Here is a 19,649-nt window from a genome sequence, read left to right on the forward strand (position 1 = left end):
GCACATGCCGGACCTGACCACCTCCGCCGCACCCTCCGGGACGGACCCCTCCGACCGGCCGCCGCCCTCCGGGCAGCCCCGGCCGGGACCGGTGCGGGACCGGTACTTCGACTTCCTGCGCGCCGTCGCCCTCTTCCGCGTCGTGCTCTACCACCTGACCGGGTGGGCCTGGCTGCCGGTGGTGTTCCCGTCGATGGGCGTGATGTTCGCGCTCGCCGGCAACCTCATGGCGCGTTCCCTCAAGCGCCCGCCGCTGCAGGTCGTCCGGGGCCGGCTGCGCCGTCTGCTGCCACCGCTGTGGCTGCTCGGCGCGGTGGGTGTGACGGGCATGCTGCTGCAGGGCTGGGGCCCGAACGACGACGGTCGCCCGGGCTGGTGGTGGCTGCACCTCGTCTTCTGGATCCTGCCGCTGAGCGACCCGCCGTACGCCGAAGGGCTGCGGGGCATTCGCGGCATCCTCGGTGAGGACTGGGCGACGGACCTGGCCGGTCCGCTGTGGTACATCCGCGCCTACCTCTGGTTCGTCCTGCTCTCCCCGTTCCTGCTGCGGGCGCTGCGCGCGCTGCCGTGGGCGACTCTGCTGTTCCCCGTCGCCCTGTCGGCGGTCCTGGAGTTCGGGTACGTCACCCTTCCCGGCGAGCGGATGCCCTCCGCACTCACCGACTTCAGCACCTTCGGCGCCTGCTGGATCCTGGGCATGGCCCACCAACAGGGCATGCTCAAGCGCCTGCCCAGTTACGTCGTCCCGTCGACGGCCCCGGTGATCGCCTGCCTGGGGCTGTGGTACGCCATGGCGCACGGCTTCGGGACCGACCACGACCTGGACTCCATGCCGCTCGCCCAGGCGCTCTGGTCCCTCGGGACGGTGCTGCTGCTCCTGCACGTCAGCCCCTCCTGGACCGACTGGCCCCGCTGGCTGCGCCGTTGGGACAACGTGATCGAACTGCTCAATTCCCGGGCGGTGACGATCTACCTGTGGCACAACGTGTGCATCCTCGTCGTCGTGACGATGTGGGACCAGCTGTGGAACATCGACGTGCTGTCGATGCACGTCTCCTGGCTGCTGGAGAGCCAGTGGCCCGTACTGGCGTGCACGTGGGTCCTCATCTGCAGCTGCATCGTCTGGTTCGGGTGGGCGGAGGACCTGGCGGCCAGGCGGAAGCCGCAGTTGTGGCCGACGACGGCGAAGGCCGCGTCGGGCAGGAGGCGCGGGCGGCCCTGACAGCGCGCACACCGTGGAGGGCCGTCGGACAGCAGTTCCGACGGCCCTCACCTATTGCGTGGCGGGCAGGGGGCTCACCCGATGGCGATGCGTGGGTCGACCAGCGGGAAAGCAGCCCCGCCGTCGGGAGGTCGACGGCGGGGCTGCCCGTTCAGGTGTGCGCCGGCGCTCAGCCGAAGGCGCGGACTGCCTGGTAGTACGTCCAGGCCGTGCTGTTGCAGGACGTCAGCGTGGAGCCGGAGTAGCGGCTGCACACGCGCTTGAGGTCCTCGTAGAAGGCGCTGTCGATGCGGGACTTGTTGGCGGAGAAGGTGCCGATCTCCTTGTAGTTGCGGTAGCCGAAGTCGTGGCGCTGGCAGGCCTTCTGGAAGGGGAAGCCGAAGGGGTTGTCGGGGGAGGAGCTGCAGTAGTCGGTCGACCAGTTGAAGGCGTAGGCCGACCAGGCGGAGCGGTTGGCCTCGGCCGACGCCCAGGCGTTGTAGCTCGTGGCGCTGGTCTGGGTCCAGCCGGCGAGGACCTGGGCCTTGTCGGCGGGGACGGCCGTGGCGGACGAGGCGGTGGCGAAGACGGTCGCCGAGGTGACAGCGGCGGCGACCAGACCCTTGAGAGCGGTGCGGGGCATGGGACTCCTCAAGTAGGTGCACCGGGTCGCGGTGCGTGGTCTGGGGGAGGCAACTGCCGTACGGGGACCGGTAGTTGGCTCCTTGGTGGGGGTGACGCTATGCGCGTAGCGTGACGCAGGAGGGACTTTCCCTTGACATGGACCTGAAGAACAAGAGGGCGTGCAGTTCCATGCAGACCCCGTAGCCTCGGCGGTCACCGGGGTTTCGACAGTCTCACCAGCGCTTTTGTCCTGGACGGTTCCGAGTCCCGTCGCCCTCGCTCGATTCCGCGTCGAGTCGGTCTCGAGGGCGGGAGGTCCGACCGACCTGCCCGGCGACCGCCCCGGCCGCCCCACCGTCCCGCCCCCCGGCCGCCCCACCGTCCCGCCCCCCCCGGCGGCCCCATGCCCACCCCTCACCCGCTCCCCCCGGCCCTCCACCCACCCCCGTAAAGTTGTTCGGGCAGCACACATCCCCCCGTGGCCCACCCCGGGGACGAGTGAGGAGCAGACGTGACAGACCCGCAGGCCACCGCCGTGCAGCAGGAGATCGCCCGGGATCTGCAGGTGAGCCAGTCCTTCGACGCGGCGCAGGAGATCGAGCGCCGCGTGGCCTTCCTCGCCGGGCGGCTGACCGGCACGGGACTGCGCTCACTCGTGCTCGGCATCAGCGGCGGCGTGGACTCCTCGACCGCGGGGCGGCTGTGCCAGCTGGCCGTGGAGCGGGTGCGTGCCGACGGGCGGGACGCGACGTTCTACGCGATGCGGCTGCCGTACGGCGTGCAGGCCGACGAGAAGGACGCCCGGCTGGCGCTGGAGTTCATCCGGCCCGACCGGGTCCTGACCGTCGACGTGAAGCCCGCCAGCGACGCCGCGCTGGAGGGGGTCGTAGCCGGCGGCACGGTGTTCCGCGACGCGCACCACCAGGACTTCGTGCACGGCAACATCAAGGCCCGGCAGCGCATGATCGCCCAGTACGCGGTGGCGGGCGCGCACGACGGCCTGGTCGTCGGCACGGACCACGCCGCCGAGGCGGTCTCCGGGTTCTTCACCAAGTTCGGCGACGGCGCGGCCGACGTCGTGCCGCTCACCGGCCTCACCAAGCGGCGCGTGCGCGCCCTGGCGCTGGAGCTGGGCGCACCGGACGCCCTGGTGTGGAAGACCCCGACCGCCGACCTGGAGACCCTGGACCCGGGCAAGCCCGACGAGGACGCGCTCGGCGTCACCTACGACGACATCGACGACTTCCTCGAGGGCAAGCCCGTCGCCGAGGCCGCCTTCGAGGCCATTGTCCGCCGCTACCGGCTCACCGAGCACAAGCGGCAGCTCCCGATCGCCCCGTAGGGCAGCCGCCGGTCACCGGCCCTCCGCGTGACCTGCGGCGGCTCCCGATCGCCCCGTAGGGCAGCCGCCGGTCACCGGCCCTCCGCACGACCTGCGCGGCTCCTCGTCGTCCCGTGGGCCTGCGCCGGTCACCAGGCCTCCACGCGCCGCCGGTCACCGCCCCCGCGCGACGCGACCTCTCACCCCCTCCGCCCCGAGGGTGAGATCAACGTTCCCTTCCGGTCACCGGGTGCCACAGTGTGGAAACGCGCCCTCCCTACCTTCGGGACTCAGCCACTCGCAGTACGACTGAGCCCGGAGCACCGTGGAGGCGTCATGACAGCCCCGAGTACAGCGCCCGCACCCCCGAGCAGGGGCCGCTGGATCCAGCACTGGGATCCCGAGGACGAGACGTTCTGGAAGGAGACCGGGGAGAAGGTCGCCCGCCGCAACCTGTTCTTCTCCGTCCTCTCCGAGCACATCGGGTTCTCCGTCTGGACCATGTGGTCCGTGCTGGTGCTGTTCATGGGACCGGAGTACGGCCTGAGCCCGGCCGACAAGTTCCTGCTGACCTCGGTGGTCACGCTGGTCGGCGCGGTCGTCCGGGTGCCCTACACCTTCGCCATCGCCGTCTTCGGTGGCCGGAACTGGACGGTGATCTCCGCCGCCCTCCTCCTCGTGCCGACCGTCGCCGCCTTCGCCGTGATGGAGCCGGGCACGTCCTTCTCCACCTTCCTGCTCGTCGGCCTGCTGGCCGGCGTCGGCGGCGGCAACTTCGCCTCGTCCATGACGAACATCAACGCCTTCTTCCCGCTCCGCAAGAAGGGCTGGGCCCTCGGGCTCAACGCGGGCGGCGGCAACATCGGCGTCCCCGTCATCCAGCTGGCCGCCCTCGCGATCATCGGCGCGAACGGCGGGCCGCGCGTCCTGCTCGGCATCTACATCCCGCTCATCCTGGTCGCCGCGGTGCTGGCCTGGCTGTTCATGGACAACATCGCGTCGGTGAAGAACGACACCGGCGCCGCCAAGGACGCCGTGCGCGAGCCGCACACCTGGATCATGGCCTTCATCTACGTCGGCACGTTCGGCTCCTTCATCGGCTACAGCTTCGCCTTCGGGCAGGTCCTGCAGAACCAGTTCGGCCGTACGCCGCTGGAGGCCGCGTACGTCACCTTCATCGGCCCGCTGCTGGGCTCCCTGATCCGGCCGCTCGGCGGCTCGCTCGCCGACAAGTACGGCGGCGCCAGGATCACCCTCTACAACTTCGTCGCCATGGGCGCCGCCACCGCCGTCCTGATCACCGCCGGCATGCGGGAGTCGCTGGGGCTGTTCACCGTGGCCTTCGTGGTGCTGTTCGTGCTCTCCGGCCTCGGCAACGGCTCGACCTTCAAGATGATCCCGGGCATCTTCCAGAACAAGGCGCTCGCCAAGGGCCTGACCGGCGAGGAGGCCGCCCGCTACGGCCGCCGCCTGTCCGGCGCCTCGATGGGCCTGATCGGCGCGGTCGGCGCGCTCGGCGGCGTCGGCATCAACCTCGCCTTCCGGCAGTCCTTCCTCTCCTACGGCTCCGGAACCGGCGCCTTCCTCGCCTTCCTCGCCTTCTACGCCGCCTGCTTCGTGGTCACCTGGGCCGTATACCTTCGCCGCCCGTCGGCCAAGGTGCGGGCCACTTCCGCCACCAGCGAGGAGAAGCCGCAGCTCAGCTATGCCGAGGTGTGACGTAACACTGGCGACACGCGTCCGAACCGAGCCTGTCACGAGCCGTTGACAGGCTCGTTCGGCACGTGGATGTGAACGCTGGATGTGAACGCCTTCCGGCACGTGAGAGTGATGATTAGAGCGGGACGAGAGCCATGGACGACCGACAGCAGCAACCCGACCACGGCCCCCTGGCCGGCTTCACCGTAGGGGTGACCGCCGCCCGCCGGGCCGACGAACTGGGGACACTCCTCCAGCGGCGTGGTGCCGCCGTCCTGCATGCCCCGGCCCTGCGGATCGTGCAGCTCGCCGACGACAGTGAACTGCTCGCGGCGACGAAGGAGATCATCGACCAGGCGCCGGACATCGTGGTGGCGACGACCGCGATCGGCTTCCGCGGCTGGGTGGAGGCCGCCGACGGCTGGGGGCTCGGCGACGCCCTGCTGTCCCGGCTGCGTGGTGTGCGGATCCTGGCCCGCGGGCCCAAGGTCAAGGGCGCGATCCGGGCCGCCGGGCTGACGGAGGAGTGGTCGCCGTCGTCCGAGTCGATGGCGGAGGTGCTGGACCGGCTCCTGGAGGAGGGTGTCGAGGGCCGCCGGCTCGCCGTACAGCTCCACGGCGAGCCGCTGCCCGGGTTCGTGGAGGCGCTGCGGGCCGGCGGGGGAGAGGTCGTCGGGGTGCCGGTGTACCGGTGGATGCCGCCCGAGGACATCGGGCCCGTCGACCGCCTGCTGGACGCCGCCGTCTCCCGCGGGGTCGACGCGGTCACCTTCACCAGCGCGCCCGCCGCCGCGTCGCTGCTGTCCCGCGCCGAGGAGCGCGGCCTGCTGCCCGAGCTGCTGGAGGCCCTCCGCCACGACGTGCTGCCGGCCTGCGTGGGGCCCGTGACGGCGCTGCCGTTGCAGGCCCGCGGCATCGACACGGTGCAGCCGGAACGCTTCCGGCTGGGCCCGCTGGTCCAGCTGCTGTGCCAGGAACTGCCCGGCCGGGCACGGGCGTTGCCGGTCGCCGGGCACCGCATGGAGATCCGCGGGCACGCGGTGGTGGTCGACGGGGAGCTCAAGCCCGTGCCGCCCGCCGGGATGTCCCTGCTGCGGACCCTGGCCCGGCGCCCCGGCTGGGTGGTCGCCCGCGCCGACCTGCTGCGCGCACTGCCCGGCGCCGGGCGCGACGAGCACGCGGTGGAGACGGCGATGGCCCGGCTCCGCACGGCCCTCGGTGCCCCGAAGCTGATCCAGACGGTCGTCAAACGCGGCTACCGCCTCGCCCTGGACCCGGCGACGGACGCGAAGTACGCCGACGGGTGAGGGACGGGGGCGGTCGGAGGGCCGCGCGCCGGTGGCGAATGGCCCAGCGCCGCCCCCCAAGGCCCGGCACCGCCCAGTGCCCGACACTGGCTCGGTGTCCAGCACCCCCAGCACCCCCCAAAGGCCCGGCACCGCCCAACACCCGCCACCGGCCCAGTGCCCAGCACCGCCCTTAAAGCCCTCCACCCCCCACCCCCCAAGGGCTTCCCGCCACCGCCACGGCCAGGCACTGTAAGAGGGAGCGGTTTCGATTCCCCCCTCCCAGCCAGCTCCCACCTCAGCTCCCACCCCCTCCCCTAGGCGGTGACAGGCGCATGGCAACGGGTACGGCCACGGCCCCCCACGAGCTGCGTTTCGACGCCGGGCGGATCTGCCTGGACCTCCTCGCCACCACCCACCCCGCCGAACGGCTCGACTCCGTCGAGGTGCTGCGCGCCTGGATCGTCGCCTCCGGACTCGTCCCGCCCGGCACCCCCCTCGCGCACGCCGACCCCGCCTGGCCGGCGGCCTTCCGCGAACTGCGCGGTCACATCGCCCAGTTGGTCCGCAGCAGGCTGACTCCGGGAGTACGCCCGTACGGCCTCGCCCTGGCCCGCGTCAACGACCTCGCCCGTGCCGCGCCCCCGGCCCCGCGTGCGGTGGCCGACGCCGAGGGGGCGCTGTCGCGGCGGCTGGACGGGCCGCCCGCGTGCGCCGCGCTGCTCGGGGCCGTCGCCCGGGACGCCGTGGAGCTGCTCACCGACCCGGTCGCCCGGGCGGGCCTGCGCGAGTGCGCGGGCGACGACTGCCCGATCGTCTACCTGGACACCTCCCGGGGCCGCCGGCGCCGCTGGTGCTCCAGCGAGACGTGCGGCAACCGCGAACGCGTCGCCCGCCACCGCCGCCGCGCCGCCCTCGCCCGGGCCTGAGCACCTCGGAGCACCCGAGCGCCCCCGGCACCCCGGGTGAACGCAGCGGCGGGGGAAATGTCCTCCCGTGTCCCACCCGTCACGGCACCCCCGGGAAAACGCCGCCCCGTTTGAACACTCCGCACCCCCGCTGCGTACCCGTCCTCGAGCGACCGGCTGGGGGAACCCCCGGACATCGGAGGTGGGCGTGCGCAAGGATTCCGTCGTGGCCGGGGAACGCGGAGCGAGGGCCCGGCACCGCCTGTCCCAGCCGTCGTCGGAGCCCGACGAGGAGCTGATGCGCGCCCTGTACCGCGAGCACGCCGGACCCCTGCTCGCCTACGTGCTGCGCCTCGTCGCCGGAGACCGCCAGCGCGCCGAGGACGTCGTGCAGGAGACGCTCATCCGTGCCTGGAAGCACGCCGGTCAGCTCAACCGGGCGACCGGATCGGTTCGCCCCTGGCTGGTGACGGTCGCCCGGCGCATCGTCATCGACGGCCACCGCAGCCGGCAGGCCCGGCCTCAGGAGGTCGATCCGTCGCCGCTGGAGGTCATCCCCGCGGAGGACGAGATCGACAAGGCGCTGTGGCTGATGACCCTCTCGGACGCCCTCGACGACCTGACCCCCGCACACCGCGAGGTACTGGTCGAGACGTACTTCAAGGGGCGTACCGTCAACGAGGCGGCCGAGACGCTGGGCATACCCAGCGGCACCGTCCGCTCGCGGGTGTTCTACGCCCTGCGTTCGATGAAGCTGGCCCTGGAGGAGCGGGGGGTGACGGCGTGATGAGTGCTTACGGGGGCTACGGAGCGGGTGGTGCGGGTATGTCTGGCCCCATGCAGGGATCTCCGGTGCCGAACGAACACGAGACGGTCGGCGCCTACGCCCTCGGCATCCTGGACGACGCCGAAGCAACCGCTTTCGAGGCGCATCTGGCGACCTGCGAATGGTGCGCGCGGCAGCTCGACGAGCTCGCCGGGATGGAGCCGATGCTGGCCGCCCTCGCGGACCTGCCCGGGGCCGGCACGCCCGCGATCGGGGAGTCGCTGTCCGCGAAGCCGGGTCCGCGGCTGGCGGAGGCGCTCGTGGACGAGGTCGCGCAGCGCCGCGCCGCCAAGCGGCGCCGGAACGTCTGCCTGGTGGGCGCCGCGGCGGCGCTGATCGTCGGCGGCCCGTTCGCGGCCGTGGCGACGACCGGCGGCGACGACGGCGGCAGGCGTCCGGCCCAGGCGGACGTGAGCCCGGCCCAGGAGGCGTTCGACGCCATGGGCGAGAAGATCACGGCGACCGACCCGGCCACCAGGGTCACCGCGACGGTGGCGATGGAGGAGAAGGCCTGGGGCACCCACGCGGTCCTGCGGCTGAAGAACGTCACGGGCCCGCAGAAGTGCTCGCTCGTCGCCGTCGGCAAGAACGGCGAGCGCGAGACCGTCACGTCCTGGTCCGTCCCGGCCTGGGGCTACGGCATCCCGGGCGCCGGGACCGACCGGGCCAAGCAGCCGCTGTACGTCCACGGCGGCGCCGCCTTCGAACCCAACCAGATCGACCACTTCGAAGTCATGACGTTCGACGGCGAACGCCTCGTCGAGGTCGATGCCTGACAGTCCGCAGCTTCCCGGCAGGGCCCCCTTCGCGTACGGTTGACGGCTGCCCAGCACGTCAGAAGGGGGCCCGGTGGCCGCTCAGGCTCAACAGCAAACCGCGGTTCAGGCTCAGCAGGAGCCCGCGGCCGACTCGGTCCGCGACCGGGAGATCGGTGTCGAACAGGAACACCTGGACCGGGTGTACCGCCGCCTGGAGGAGAAGATCCACGAGGCGGAGTTCCTCATGAACGACGCCGCCCAGCGCGGCCAGGTCGGCACGCCCGGCGCGCTCGCCGAGCGGGACGCCCAGGTGTTCCGCGCGGGCGTGCACCTCAACCGCCTCAACAACGAGTTCGAGGACTTCCTCTTCGGCCGTATCGACCTGCTCCCCGGCAAGGACGGCAAGAAGGGCCCCGACGGCGCGTACACCGCCGTGGAGCCCGCCGACGGGGCCGTCCGCGCCGACAACACCGCCGACATCGCCGAGACCCTGCACATCGGCCGCATCGGCGTCCTCGACCAGGACTACGCCCCGCTGGTCATCGACTGGCGGGCGCCCGCCGCCGCGCCGTTCTACCGCTCGACCCCGGTCGACCCCGGCCGGGTGGTCCGGCGGCGCGTCATCCGCTCCAAGGGGCGGCGGGTGCTGGGCGTCGAGGACGACCTGATGCGCCCCGAGCTGACGGCGTTCCTCGACGGCCACGAGCTGCCCGTCATCGGCGACGGCGCCCTGATGGCGGCGCTCGGCCAGGCCCGCAGCCACACCATGCGGGACATCGTCGCCTCCATCCAGGCCGAGCAGGACCTGGTGATCCGCGCCCCCGCCGCCTCCGTGACGTACGTGGAGGGCGGTCCCGGCACGGGCAAGACGGCCGTCGCCCTGCACCGCGCCGCCTACCTCCTCTACCAGGACCGGCGCCGCTACGCGGGCGGCATCCTGATCGTCTCGCCGACGCCGCTGCTGGTGGCGTACACCGAGGGCGTGCTGCCCTCCCTCGGCGAGGAGGGCCAGGTCGCCATCCGGGCGATCGGCTCGCTGGTCGACGGTGCCGAGGCCACGGTGTACGACTCCCCGGCCGTGGCCCGCGCCAAGGGCTCGTACCGCATGCTCAAGGTGGTGCGGAAGGCGGCGCGCGGCGCCCTGGAGATGCGCGACGCGCCGGACCGGCTGCGGGTGGTCGCCTTCGGCCGCCGCCTGGAGCTGGACGCGCAGGAGCTGGACCGCGTCCGGCGCACCGCCCTCGGCGGCACCGCGCCGGTCAACCTGCTGCGCCCGCGCGCCCGCAAGCTGCTGCTGGACGCCCTGTGGGAGCAGTCCGGCGCCGGGTCCCGGCACACCGACCCGGAGCTGGCCGCCGAGCTGCGCTCCTCCTTCGACGAGGACGTCAGCACCGAGGACGACTTCCTCGCCTTCCTCGACACCTGGTGGCCGGAGCTGACCCCGCGGGCGGTTCTCACGGCCATGTCGGACGAGCGGCGCCTGGGCCGCTGGTCGCGCCGCGTCCTGAACCCGGGCGAGGTCCGCAAGGTCGCCCGCTCCCTGAAGCGGGACGGACTGTCGGTGCACGACGTCGCCCTGCTGGACGAGCTGCAGGCGATCCTCGGCGCCCCGGCCCGCCCGCGGCGCAGACGCGAGCTGGACCCGCTGGACCAGCTCACCGGGCTGGAGGAGCTGATGCCGGTGCGCGAGGAGTCGCAGCGCGAGCGCGCCGAGCGGCTGGCCCAGGAGCGCACCGAGTACGCGCACGTGATCGTGGACGAGGCGCAGGACCTCACGCCGATGCAGTGGCGCATGGTCGGCCGCCGCGGCCGGCACGCCACGTGGACGGTGGTCGGCGACCCGGCCCAGTCGTCCTGGTCCGACCCGGACGAGGCGGCGGCGGCCCGCGACGAGGCCCTCGGCAGCCGTCCGCGCCGCCGCTTCACCCTCACCGTGAACTACCGCAACCCGGCGGAGATCGCCGAGCTCGCCGCCCGGGTGCTGGCGCTGGCCATGCCGGGCGCCGAGGCCCCGGCGGCGGTGCGCTCCACGGGCGTCGAGCCGCGCTTCACGGTCGTAGGGGGCTCGCTCGGGGCGACCGTGCGGCAGGAGGCGGCGCGGCTGCTGGACCGGGTCGACGGCACGGTCGGCGTGGTCGTCGCCATGAACCGCCGCGAGGAGGCCGGGCGCTGGCTCGCCGGGCTCGGCGACCGCGTGGTGGCGCTCGGCAGCCTGGAGGCGAAGGGCCTGGAGTACGACGCGACGGTCGTCGTGTCCCCGGCCGAGATCGCCGACGAGTCACCGGCCGGCCTGCGCGTGCTGTACGTCGCGCTGACCCGCGCCACCCAGCAGCTCACGGTGGTGTCGGCGGAGCGGGACGAGCCCGACGCGGACGGGGTGCCCGACCTGATGAGGGACTGACGCCGGGGGACCGGCGGGAGAGTTCCGGGCTCCGCCCGGGTGGCCCGGAAATGAACTCGCGGCAGGGGAATGGCCTTGCCGGACGGGTTTGTTAGCCTGGGTGTCGGCACCGGCTCGATCCAAGCCCCCGGGCCCAACCTTCGTCGCTTCGAGCGACCACTTGCCGCGAGGCGAGCATGGCGGGCCGGTGTCATGAGCGAGTGAGAGGTCCACGTCACTGTGTGACGTGGACCTCTTTCGTTTCCCGTGCCTCCCGGCCTGTTTCCCCGCCTGATCCGAATCTCGTATGGTGGAATAAGTTTTCCGATTGCGCGGATCGCTGTGAACAAAACAACCGCAATCCGGGGCGGCTACCACGTACTCGGTGGTAGGTGCGACGATCGGACGGCACAACTCGTGACACGGTGAAAGCAGAGGAAGTCGGCCATGGCAACGGCGCCCAGCGTCTCCTACTCGATGACGATCCGGCTGGAGGTGCCCGCGAGCGGAACGGCCGTCTCGCAGCTCACCACCGCCGTGGAGTCCTCCGGAGGCTCGGTGACCGGCCTCGACGTCACCGCGTCCGGCCACGAGAAGCTCCGCATCGACGTCACGATCGCGGCCAGCTCGACCGCGCACGCCGACGAGATCGTGGAGCAGCTGCGCGGCATCGAGGGCGTCACGCTGGGCAAGGTCTCGGACCGTACGTTCCTGATGCACCTCGGCGGCAAGATCGAGATGGCGTCGAAGCACCCCATCCGCAACCGTGACGACCTGTCCATGGTCTACACGCCCGGTGTGGCCCGCGTCTGCATGGCCATCGCCGAGAACCCCGAGGACGCCCGCCGCCTCACCATCAAGCGCAACTCCGTCGCGGTCGTGACCGACGGCTCCGCCGTGCTGGGCCTCGGCAACATCGGCCCGAAGGCCGCGCTGCCGGTCATGGAGGGCAAGGCCGCCCTGTTCAAGCGGTTCGCGGGCATCGACGCCTGGCCGCTGTGCCTCGACACGCAGGACACCGACGCCATCGTCGAGATCGTCAAGGCCATCGCCCCGGGCTTCGCCGGCATCAACTTGGAGGACATCTCCGCGCCGCGCTGCTTCGAGATCGAGGCCCGGCTGCGCGAGGCCCTCGACATCCCCGTCTTCCACGACGACCAGCACGGCACCGCCATCGTCGTCCTCGCCGCCCTCACCAACGCGCTGCGCGTCGTCGGCAAGGGCATCGAGAACGTCCGCGTCGTGATGTCCGGCGCCGGCGCCGCCGGTACGGCCATCCTCAAGCTGCTGCTCGCCGCGGGCGTGAAGAACGCCGTGGTCGCCGACATCCACGGTGTCGTGCACGCCGGCCGCGAGGACCTGGTCGCCGCCGCCGCCGACTCGCCGCTGCGCTGGATCGCCGACAACACCAACCCCGAGGCCCTCACCGGCACCCTCAAGGAGGCCGTGCGCGGCGCCGACGTCTTCATCGGCGTCTCCGCCCCGAACGTCCTCGACGGCGGCGACGTGGCCGCGATGGCCGACGACGCGATCGTGTTCGCGCTCGCGAACCCCGACCCGGAGGTGGACCCGGCGATCGCCCGCCTGACGGCCGCGGTCGTCGCCACCGGCCGCTCGGACTTCCCGAACCAGATCAACAACGTCCTGGTCTTCCCGGGTGTGTTCCGCGGTTTGCTCGACGCGCAGTCGCGTACCGTCAACACGGACATGATGCTGGCTGCCGCCAAGGCCCTCGCCGACGTGGTGACCGAGGACGAGCTGAACCCGAACTACATCGTGCCCAGCGTCTTCAACGACAAGGTCGCCGGTGCGGTCGCCGGCGCGGTGCGGGATGCCGCGAAGGCGGTCGGGGCGGCGGCGTCGGCGCCGTAGGGACCCGCCGGGACCGCTGTGAGGATCGCCACGGCTGTGTTTCGTACCGGCGCGTCGTGGAACCCTGAGGCACCGGCCGCGCTCTATGGTGGCGGCCATGCTCGGGGCCTCCACCCCGTTTCGTGACTCCCATGGGTGTTCTCACGACTCCTGCGGGTGCCGGATTGGCTTTCCCCCTGTTGGTGGAGGCAGGATGCGTCTCTGGGCGCGAGGGTCTGACGACGGACCCGGGTCCGGGGACTCACCGAGGACCCTGGCAGCATCGGCTTCGCTGGCCCAACATGCGGCTCCGCCGCTGGCACGCCGCAACGGCAAGAAGAACACGGGAGTAACAACATGAACCGCAGTGAGCTGGTGGCCGCGCTGGCCGACCGCGCCGAGGTGACCCGCAAGGACGCCGACGCCGTGCTGGCCGCGTTCGCCGACGTCGTCGGCGACATCGTCTCCAAGGGCGACGAGAAGGTCACCATCCCCGGCTTCCTGACCTTCGAGCGCACCCACCGTGCCGCTCGCACCGCGCGCAACCCGCAGACCGGTGAGCCGATCCAGATCCCGGCCGGCTACAGCGTGAAGGTCTCCGCGGGCTCCAAGCTCAAGGAAGCCGCCAAGGGCAAGTAAGCGCTCCGCTTCGAGCGCCGGGTGACTGCGGGCCGCCCCGTGGCCCGCGGGCCGCTCGTGGCCGGTCGCGCAGTTCCCCGCGCCCCTCGCAGGGGCACCACAACGCCGATGGGGCGGTCACCCGAGACCGGGTGACCGCCCCATCGGCGTCAGTCGACATCCGCCGCCCAGCGCGAGCGCCCTGCCGGCCGTTCGGTCAGCCGAGGGCCTTGCCCGGCAGTTCGACCTTCGCCCCCAGCTGCACGAGCTTCTCCATGCTGTGTCTGCCCGGGGGACAACCCCCGGACCCCCGGCCGGGGCGGCGTCCCTGGCCGGGGTCAGGCGGTTCGGTCAGCCGAGGGCCTTGCCCGGCAGTTCGACCTTCGCCCCCAGCTGCACGAGCTTCTCCATGAAGTTCTCGTAGCCGCGGTTGATCAGGTCGATGCCGTGGACGCGGGACGTGCCCTGGGCCGCGAGGGCGGCGATCAGGTACGAGAAGCCGCCGCGCAGGTCGGGGATGACCAGGTCCGAGCCCTGTAGGCGGGTCGGGCCCGACACCACGGCCGAGTGCAGGAAGTTCCGCTGCCCGAAGCGGCAGTGCGAGCCGCCGAGGCACTCGCGGTAGAGCTGGATGTGCGCGCCCATCTGGTTCAGCGCCGAGGTGAAGCCCAGCCGGGACTCGTACACCGTCTCGTGGATGATCGACAGGCCGGTCGCCTGGGTGAGCGCCACGACGAGCGGCTGCTGCCAGTCGGTCTGGAAGCCCGGGTGGACGTCCGTCTCCAGCGCGATCGACTTCAGCTGGCCTCCGGGGTGCCAGAAGCGGATGCCCTCGTCGTCGATCTCGAAGGCGCCGCCCACCTTCCGGTAGGTGTTCAGGAACGTCATCATCGAGCGCTGCTGGGCGCCGTGGACGTAGATGTTGCCCTCGGTGGCGAGCGCGGCGGACGCCCAGGAGGCGGCCTCCAGGCGGTCCGGGAGGGCGCGGTGGGCGTAGCCGCCGAGTTTGTCCACACCGGTGATGCGGATGGTGCGGTCGGTGTCCATCGCGATGATCGCGCCCATCTTCTGCAGGACGCAGATGAGGTCCTCGATCTCCGGCTCGACGGCCGCGTTCGACAGCTCGGTGACGCCCTCGGCGAGGACGGCCGTCAGCAGCACCTGCTCGGTCGCGCCGACCGACGGGTACGGCAGCGTGATCTTCGTGCCGCGCAGCCGCTGCGGGGCCTCGAGGTATTGGCCGTCCGCGCGCTTCTCGATGGTCGCGCCGAACTGCCGCAGCACGTCGAAGTGGAAGTCGATGGGCCGGCCGCCGATGTCGCAGCCGCCCAGGCCCGGGATGAAGGCGTGGCCGAGCCGATGCAGCAGGGGGCCGCAGAACAGGATCGGGATGCGGCTGGAACCGGCGTGGGCATCGATGTCGGCGACGTTCGCGCTCTCGACGTGCGTCGGGTCGAGCACCAGCTCGCCGGGCTCCTCACCCGGGCGGACGGACACCCCGTGCAGTTGCAGCAGACCGCGTACGACGCGCACGTCACGGATGTCCGGAACATTGCGCAGCCGGCTCGGAGCACTGCCGAGCAGGGCGGCGACCATGGCCTTCGGTACGAGGTTCTTCGCACCGCGGACCCGGATCTCGCCCTCCAGCGGGGTTCCGCCGTGGACAAGCAGGACATCGTCGTTGACGGTCATGAATCTCGCGTTCCGTGGAGTCGGGCAGGGGCCGGAGAGACAGACTAATGGCCGCGCACCCCCCTCCACTAAGCCCGCGGACGGCCCGGCTCCGTCCCGGCCGCACGCCGACACGAAACGTTCCTGTGCGGACACGGTGCGTCACCAGCCTGCGGGTGCGCGGGGGGTGCGCGCGGGCGCCCTGAGCTGCGTTCACTCCGGTACGCCGCATTGCCTCCCCACGGGGCGGGAAGATGCGGGATCATGTCTGGCATGACCGAGGTGTCCTCGCTCACAGGGCGGTTGCTCGTGGCAACGCCCGCCCTGGCGGACCCGAACTTCGACCGCGCGGTGGTGCTCCTCCTCGACCACGACGAGGAGGGCTCCCTCGGCGTGGTCCTCAACCGCCCGACCCCGGTCGACGTGGGCGACATCCTGGAGGGCTGGGCCGACCTCGCCGGCGAGCCCGGCGTCGTCTTCCAGGGCGGCCCGGTGTCGCTGGACTCGGCCCTGGGGGTCGCCGTCGTGCCCGGCGGGGCGACGGGGGAGGCCGCACCGCTGGGCTGGCGCCGGGTGCACGGCGCGATCGGCCTGGTCGACCTGGAGGCCCCGCCGGAACTGCTGGCCTCCGCCCTCGGTTCGCTGCGGATCTTCGCCGGGTACGCCGGCTGGGGCCCGGGCCAGCTGGAGGGCGAGCTGGTGGACGGCGCCTGGTACGTCGTGGAGTCCGAGCCCGGTGACGTCTCCTCGCCCGCCCCGGAGAGGCTCTGGCGCGAGGTGCTGCGCCGCCAGCGCAACGAGCTGGCGATGGTGGCGACGTATCCCGACGACCCTTCACTCAACTGACGGGTGTGACTTTCAGTACTCTTGCTTGCATGAGCACTCTTGAGCCCGAGCGCGGGACTGGTACGGGGACCCTCGTCGAGCCGACGCCGCAGACCTCGCACGGTGACGGTGACCACGAGCGCTTCGCCCATTACGTCCAGAAGGACAAGATCATGGCGAGCGCCCTCGACGGCACCCCCGTCGTGGCGCTGTGCGGCAAGGTGTGGGTGCCGGGCCGCGACCCGAAGAAGTACCCCGTGTGTCCCATGTGCAAGGAGATCTACGAGTCCATGGGCGCCGGCGGCGACGACAAGGGCAAGGGCGGCGGCGACAAGTAGCCGACGCCCGGCCTGCTGGGCCCCCGGGTGCGTTTTGCGCGCCCTGGGGGCCTTTGTGCTGTCCGGGCGTTGCACGGGATGCGTCCGCCGGTCACAGAGTGGTTGAGACCTCTTGTGGGCGTGTGTGCGCGTACTTAGCCTCCGGGGTGTTGTGCACAGCGAAACCATCATTGCGCATGTTGCAACGCCTTATCGGAGGAACACCGCATGAAGCTCTCCGTCCGTTTCGCCGGGGCCGCCGCCCTCGCGGCCCTCCTGGCCACCGCCTGCGCCCCCGGGACCTCCGGAAACTCCTCCTCCGGCAAGGACGAGAAGACCGGCACCCTGCGCGTCTGGCTCTTCCAGGAGGTCAACAACAAGCCGAAGGAACAGGTCGTCGACCGGGTCCTCGCCGGCTTCGAGAAGGCGCACGAGGGCATCGACGTCAGCGTCGAGTACATCCCCGTCGAAACCCGCGCCCAGCGCATCAAGGCCGCCTTCAACGACCCCCGGAGCGCCCCCGACCTCATCGAGTACGGCAACACCGACACCGCCGGCTATGTGAAGGACGGCGGACTCGCCGACGTCACCGCCGACTTCACCGCCTGGGACGAGGCCGAGGACACCGACCCGACCGCCCGCCAGTCGGTCACCGTCGACGGCAAGGTCTACGGCGTCCCGTACTTCGTCGGCGTGCGCGCCCTCTACTACCGCACCGACCTGTTCGACAGGCTCGGCCTCGACGTCCCCAGGACGCAGGCCGAACTCCTCTCCACCGCCAGGAAGATCCGCGCCGCCGAACCCGGCCTGTACGGACTCGCGGTCGGCGGCGCCTACACCTACGGCGCGCTGCCCTTCGTATGGGCGCACGGCGGCGAACTCGCCACCGGCAAGGGCGGCTCGTACGCCGCCGCCATCGACAGCGCCGCCGCCCGCAGGGGCATCGAGGCCTACACCTCCCTGTTCGGCGACGACAACTGCCCCGCCGCCAAGTGCGCGGGCATGGGCGGCAACGACACCGTCACCGCGTTCGCCTCCGGCAAGGCGGGCATGGCGATCGGCGGTGACTTCAGCCACCAGGCCGTGGAGGCCGGGAAGGTGAAGGGCAAGTACGCGGTCGTGCCGCTGCCGGGCGTCAAGGAGGGCGAGATCGCCCCGGCGTTCGCGGGCGGCAACAACCTCGGCGTCCTCAAGAGCACCTCGCACCGCACCCTCGCCGTCGACCTGATGAAGCGGCTCGCCGCGAAGAAGACGCAAGGCGAACTCTTCGACGCGATGGGCTTCCTGCCGACCTTCACCGACGTGCGGCAGGAGGTGGCGCAGAAGGAGCCGTTCGTGAAGCCGTTCGTCGAGACGCTCGCCGCCGGCACCAGGTTCGTGCCCGCGTCGGCCGCCTGGGCGCAGATCGACTCCTCGCTGGTGCTGCCGACGATGTTCCAGGAGATCGTCAGCGGCAAGAAGGACGTCGCGGCGGCCTCGAAGGACGCGGCCCGCAAGATGAACGACGCGTTCGGTTCCGCCGGATGACGGTCTCGCCCGGCAGCACGGGGGCCTGGACGCGTCGGCGGCTGCGGGACGGCCGTGGCTTGTCGCGCAGTTCCCCGCGCCCCTCGGGGCGCGGCTCCGGCACCCCTTGGCTGTATCTCGCCCCCGCGCTCGTCGTCCTCGCCGGCCTGCTCGTCTACCCCGTCTACCAACTCGGCCTGATCTCGTTCCTGGAGTACACCCAGGCCCAGGTCAGCGGCGGCCAGCCGACCACCTTCCGGGGCTTCGGCAACTACGCCGAACTCTTCCGCGACGGCCAGTTCTGGCAGGTGCTGCTGGCGACCGTGCTGTTCGCCGCCGCGTGCGTCGTCGCCACGCTCGCGGTGGGCTGCGCCCTCGCCGTGCTGCTGACACGCGTGCGTGCCCTGCCGCGGCTCGCGCTGATGATGGCGGCGCTGGGCGCGTGGGCCACCCCCGCGGTCACCGGGTCCACGGTCTGGCTGTTCCTGTTCGACCCCGACTTCGGCCCCGTCAACCGGGTCCTCGGCCTCGGCGACCACTCCTGGACGTACGGCCGGATCAGCGCCTTCGCCCTGGTCCTGCTCGAAGTGGTCTGGTGCTCCTTCCCGTTCGTCATGGTCACCGTGTACGCCGGCATCCGTGCCGTACCGGCCGAGGTGCTGGAGGCCGCCGCGCTGGACGGCGCCTCCCAGTGGCGCATCTGGCGCTCGGTGCTCACACCGATGCTCCGGCCGATCCTGACGATCGTCACCATCCAGTCGGTCATCTGGGACTTCAAGGTCTTCACGCAGATCTACGTCATGACGGGCGGCGGCGGCATCGCGGGCCAGAACCTGGTGCTGAACGTGTACGCCTACCAGAAGGCGTTCGCGTCCTCGCAGTACAGCCTCGGCGCCGCGATCGGCGTCGTGATGCTGCTGATCCTGCTCGCCGTGACGCTCGGGTACCTGCGGCTGCTGCGCCGCCAGGGGGAGGAGCTGTGAACCTCGTGAAACACACTGCCGCACGGCCTGTGAATCTTGTGCGTGGATGGGTCCGCAGGCCGGGCCGTTCGGCGGCCGAGGCGACGGCGCTGCTCGTCGCCGCGGCGGTCGCCTTCCCCCTGTACTGGATGGTGCTCGGCGCCTTCAAACCGGCCGGCGAGATCGAGTCGTCCGCGCCCCGGCCGTGGACCCTGGCGCCCACACTGGACTCCTTCCGGCGGGTCTTCGGGCAGCAGGAATTCGGCCGTTACTTCCTCAACAGCCTGGTCGTCGCGGGCACTGTGGTGATCGTCTCGGCGCTGATCGCGTTTCTCGCCGCCACCGCCGTGACGCGCTTCCGGTTCCGTTTCCGGACCACCCTGCTGATCATGTTCCTGGTGGCGCAGATGGTGCCCGTGGAGGCGCTCACGATCCCGCTGTTCTTCCTCATGCGGGACTTCGGCCAGCTGAACACGCTGGGCGCGCTGATCCTGCCGCACATCGCGTTCTCGCTGCCGTTCGCGATCTGGATGCTGCGGGGCTTTGTGAAAGCCGTGCCCGAGGCGCTGGAAGAAGCCGCCTGCATCGACGGGGCGAGCCGGGCCAGATTCCTCTGGCAGATCCTTTTCCCGCTCGTCTTCCCGGGACTTGTGGCCACCAGCGTGTTCTCGTTCATCTCCACCTGGAACGACTTCCTGTTCGCCAAGTCGTTCATCATCAGCGACACGTCCCAGTCGACGCTTCCGATGGCGCTGCTGGTGTTCTACAAGCCGGACGAGCCGGACTGGGGCGGGGTGATGGCGGCCTCGACGGTCATGACGATTCCGGTACTGGTGTTCTTCGTTCTCGTCCAGCGGCGGCTGGTGTCGGGACTCGGCGGAGCGGTGAAGGACTGAC

17 protein-coding genes are annotated in these 19,649 nt (G+C 71.5%); 15 read left to right on the plus strand and 2 right to left on the minus strand.

Translation table 11 applies throughout. The features are described 5' to 3' along the window. Positions 1–4: 4 nt before the first annotated feature. Positions 5–1,222 carry an acyltransferase gene (locus AB0M97_RS10580; protein ID WP_365960396.1) on the plus strand — a complete coding sequence of 406 codons (1,218 nt, stop codon included), beginning with the start codon at positions 5–7 and terminating at the stop codon, positions 1,220–1,222. A gap of 169 nt (positions 1,223–1,391) precedes the next feature. Here AB0M97_RS10580 and AB0M97_RS10585 read toward each other — a convergent pair whose 3' ends face one another. Continuing rightward, positions 1,392–1,844, minus strand: a complete 453-nt coding sequence (locus tag AB0M97_RS10585; protein WP_365960397.1) for a phospholipase — start codon at positions 1,842–1,844, stop codon at positions 1,392–1,394. A 492-nt stretch (positions 1,845–2,336) separates the two neighbouring features. On the opposite strand from AB0M97_RS10585, the gene nadE reads away from it, so the two are divergent. The 9 genes from nadE to AB0M97_RS10630 all read left to right on the plus strand — a co-directional run bounded on the left by nadE (position 2,337) and on the right by AB0M97_RS10630 (position 13,492). Further along, entirely contained in the window at positions 2,337–3,167 is an 831-nt protein-coding gene (gene nadE, locus AB0M97_RS10590) for an ammonia-dependent NAD(+) synthetase (RefSeq protein WP_365960398.1), read from the plus strand. Between the two features lie 315 nt (positions 3,168–3,482). Then, entirely contained in the window at positions 3,483–4,865 is a 1,383-nt protein-coding gene (locus AB0M97_RS10595) for a nitrate/nitrite transporter (RefSeq protein WP_365960399.1), read from the plus strand. A gap of 134 nt (positions 4,866–4,999) precedes the next feature. Then, positions 5,000–6,151 carry a uroporphyrinogen-III synthase gene (locus tag AB0M97_RS10600; protein WP_365960400.1) on the plus strand — a complete coding sequence of 384 codons (1,152 nt, stop codon included), beginning with the start codon at positions 5,000–5,002 and terminating at the stop codon, positions 6,149–6,151. A 314-nt stretch (positions 6,152–6,465) separates the two neighbouring features. Next, the gene (locus tag AB0M97_RS10605) at positions 6,466–7,059 is read left to right on the plus strand and encodes a CGNR zinc finger domain-containing protein (protein ID WP_365960401.1); all 594 of its coding nucleotides are present in this window, start codon (positions 6,466–6,468) and stop codon (positions 7,057–7,059) included. A gap of 181 nt (positions 7,060–7,240) precedes the next feature. Beyond that, a complete protein-coding gene (locus AB0M97_RS10610) occupies positions 7,241–7,825 on the plus strand; it encodes a sigma-70 family RNA polymerase sigma factor (protein WP_365960402.1) in 585 nt (194 codons plus the stop codon). Further along, positions 7,825–8,640, plus strand: coding sequence for a zf-HC2 domain-containing protein (locus AB0M97_RS10615; RefSeq protein ID WP_365960403.1), 816 nt, complete (start codon positions 7,825–7,827; stop codon positions 8,638–8,640). Before AB0M97_RS10610 ends, AB0M97_RS10615 begins: the two co-directional genes overlap by 1 nt. Positions 8,641–8,713: 73 nt before the next feature. Next, positions 8,714–11,023 carry a UvrD-helicase domain-containing protein gene (locus tag AB0M97_RS10620; protein WP_365960404.1) on the plus strand — a complete coding sequence of 770 codons (2,310 nt, stop codon included), beginning with the start codon at positions 8,714–8,716 and terminating at the stop codon, positions 11,021–11,023. A 426-nt stretch (positions 11,024–11,449) separates the two neighbouring features. Further along, complete coding sequence (locus AB0M97_RS10625) at positions 11,450–12,874, plus strand: NAD-dependent malic enzyme (protein ID WP_365960405.1); 1,425 nt, start codon at positions 11,450–11,452, stop codon at positions 12,872–12,874. Between the two features lie 336 nt (positions 12,875–13,210). Then, on the plus strand, positions 13,211–13,492 hold the full coding sequence (locus AB0M97_RS10630) for an HU family DNA-binding protein (RefSeq protein WP_003990598.1): 282 nt from the start codon (positions 13,211–13,213) through the stop codon (positions 13,490–13,492). Between the two features lie 330 nt (positions 13,493–13,822). Here AB0M97_RS10630 and murA read toward each other — a convergent pair whose 3' ends face one another. Further along, entirely contained in the window at positions 13,823–15,163 is a 1,341-nt protein-coding gene (gene murA, locus AB0M97_RS10635) for a UDP-N-acetylglucosamine 1-carboxyvinyltransferase (RefSeq protein ID WP_365960406.1), read from the minus strand. Positions 15,164–15,415: 252 nt separating this feature from the next. On the opposite strand from murA, the gene AB0M97_RS10640 reads away from it, so the two are divergent. From AB0M97_RS10640 to AB0M97_RS10660, 5 genes are all read left to right on the plus strand, one after another. Continuing rightward, positions 15,416–15,988: a YqgE/AlgH family protein gene (locus AB0M97_RS10640; protein ID WP_365960407.1), complete on the plus strand. Its 573-nt coding sequence runs from the start codon at positions 15,416–15,418 to the stop codon at positions 15,986–15,988. A gap of 29 nt (positions 15,989–16,017) precedes the next feature. Beyond that, a complete protein-coding gene (locus AB0M97_RS10645) occupies positions 16,018–16,305 on the plus strand; it encodes a DUF3039 domain-containing protein (protein ID WP_358653618.1) in 288 nt (95 codons plus the stop codon). Between the two features lie 207 nt (positions 16,306–16,512). Next, the gene (locus AB0M97_RS10650; RefSeq protein ID WP_365960408.1) at positions 16,513–17,811 is read left to right on the plus strand and encodes an extracellular solute-binding protein; all 1,299 of its coding nucleotides are present in this window, start codon (positions 16,513–16,515) and stop codon (positions 17,809–17,811) included. Continuing rightward, positions 17,808–18,773, plus strand: a complete 966-nt coding sequence (locus AB0M97_RS10655; protein ID WP_365960409.1) for a sugar ABC transporter permease — start codon at positions 17,808–17,810, stop codon at positions 18,771–18,773. The genes AB0M97_RS10650 and AB0M97_RS10655 overlap by 4 nt, the downstream gene beginning before the upstream one ends. Positions 18,774–18,802: 29 nt before the next feature. Further along, positions 18,803–19,648 carry a carbohydrate ABC transporter permease gene (locus AB0M97_RS10660; RefSeq protein WP_365960410.1) on the plus strand — a complete coding sequence of 282 codons (846 nt, stop codon included), beginning with the start codon at positions 18,803–18,805 and terminating at the stop codon, positions 19,646–19,648. Position 19,649 lies beyond the last annotated feature (1 nt).

Source organism: Streptomyces sp. NPDC051207, from assembly GCF_040682395.1.
GTDB lineage: Bacteria > Actinomycetota > Actinomycetes > Streptomycetales > Streptomycetaceae > Streptomyces.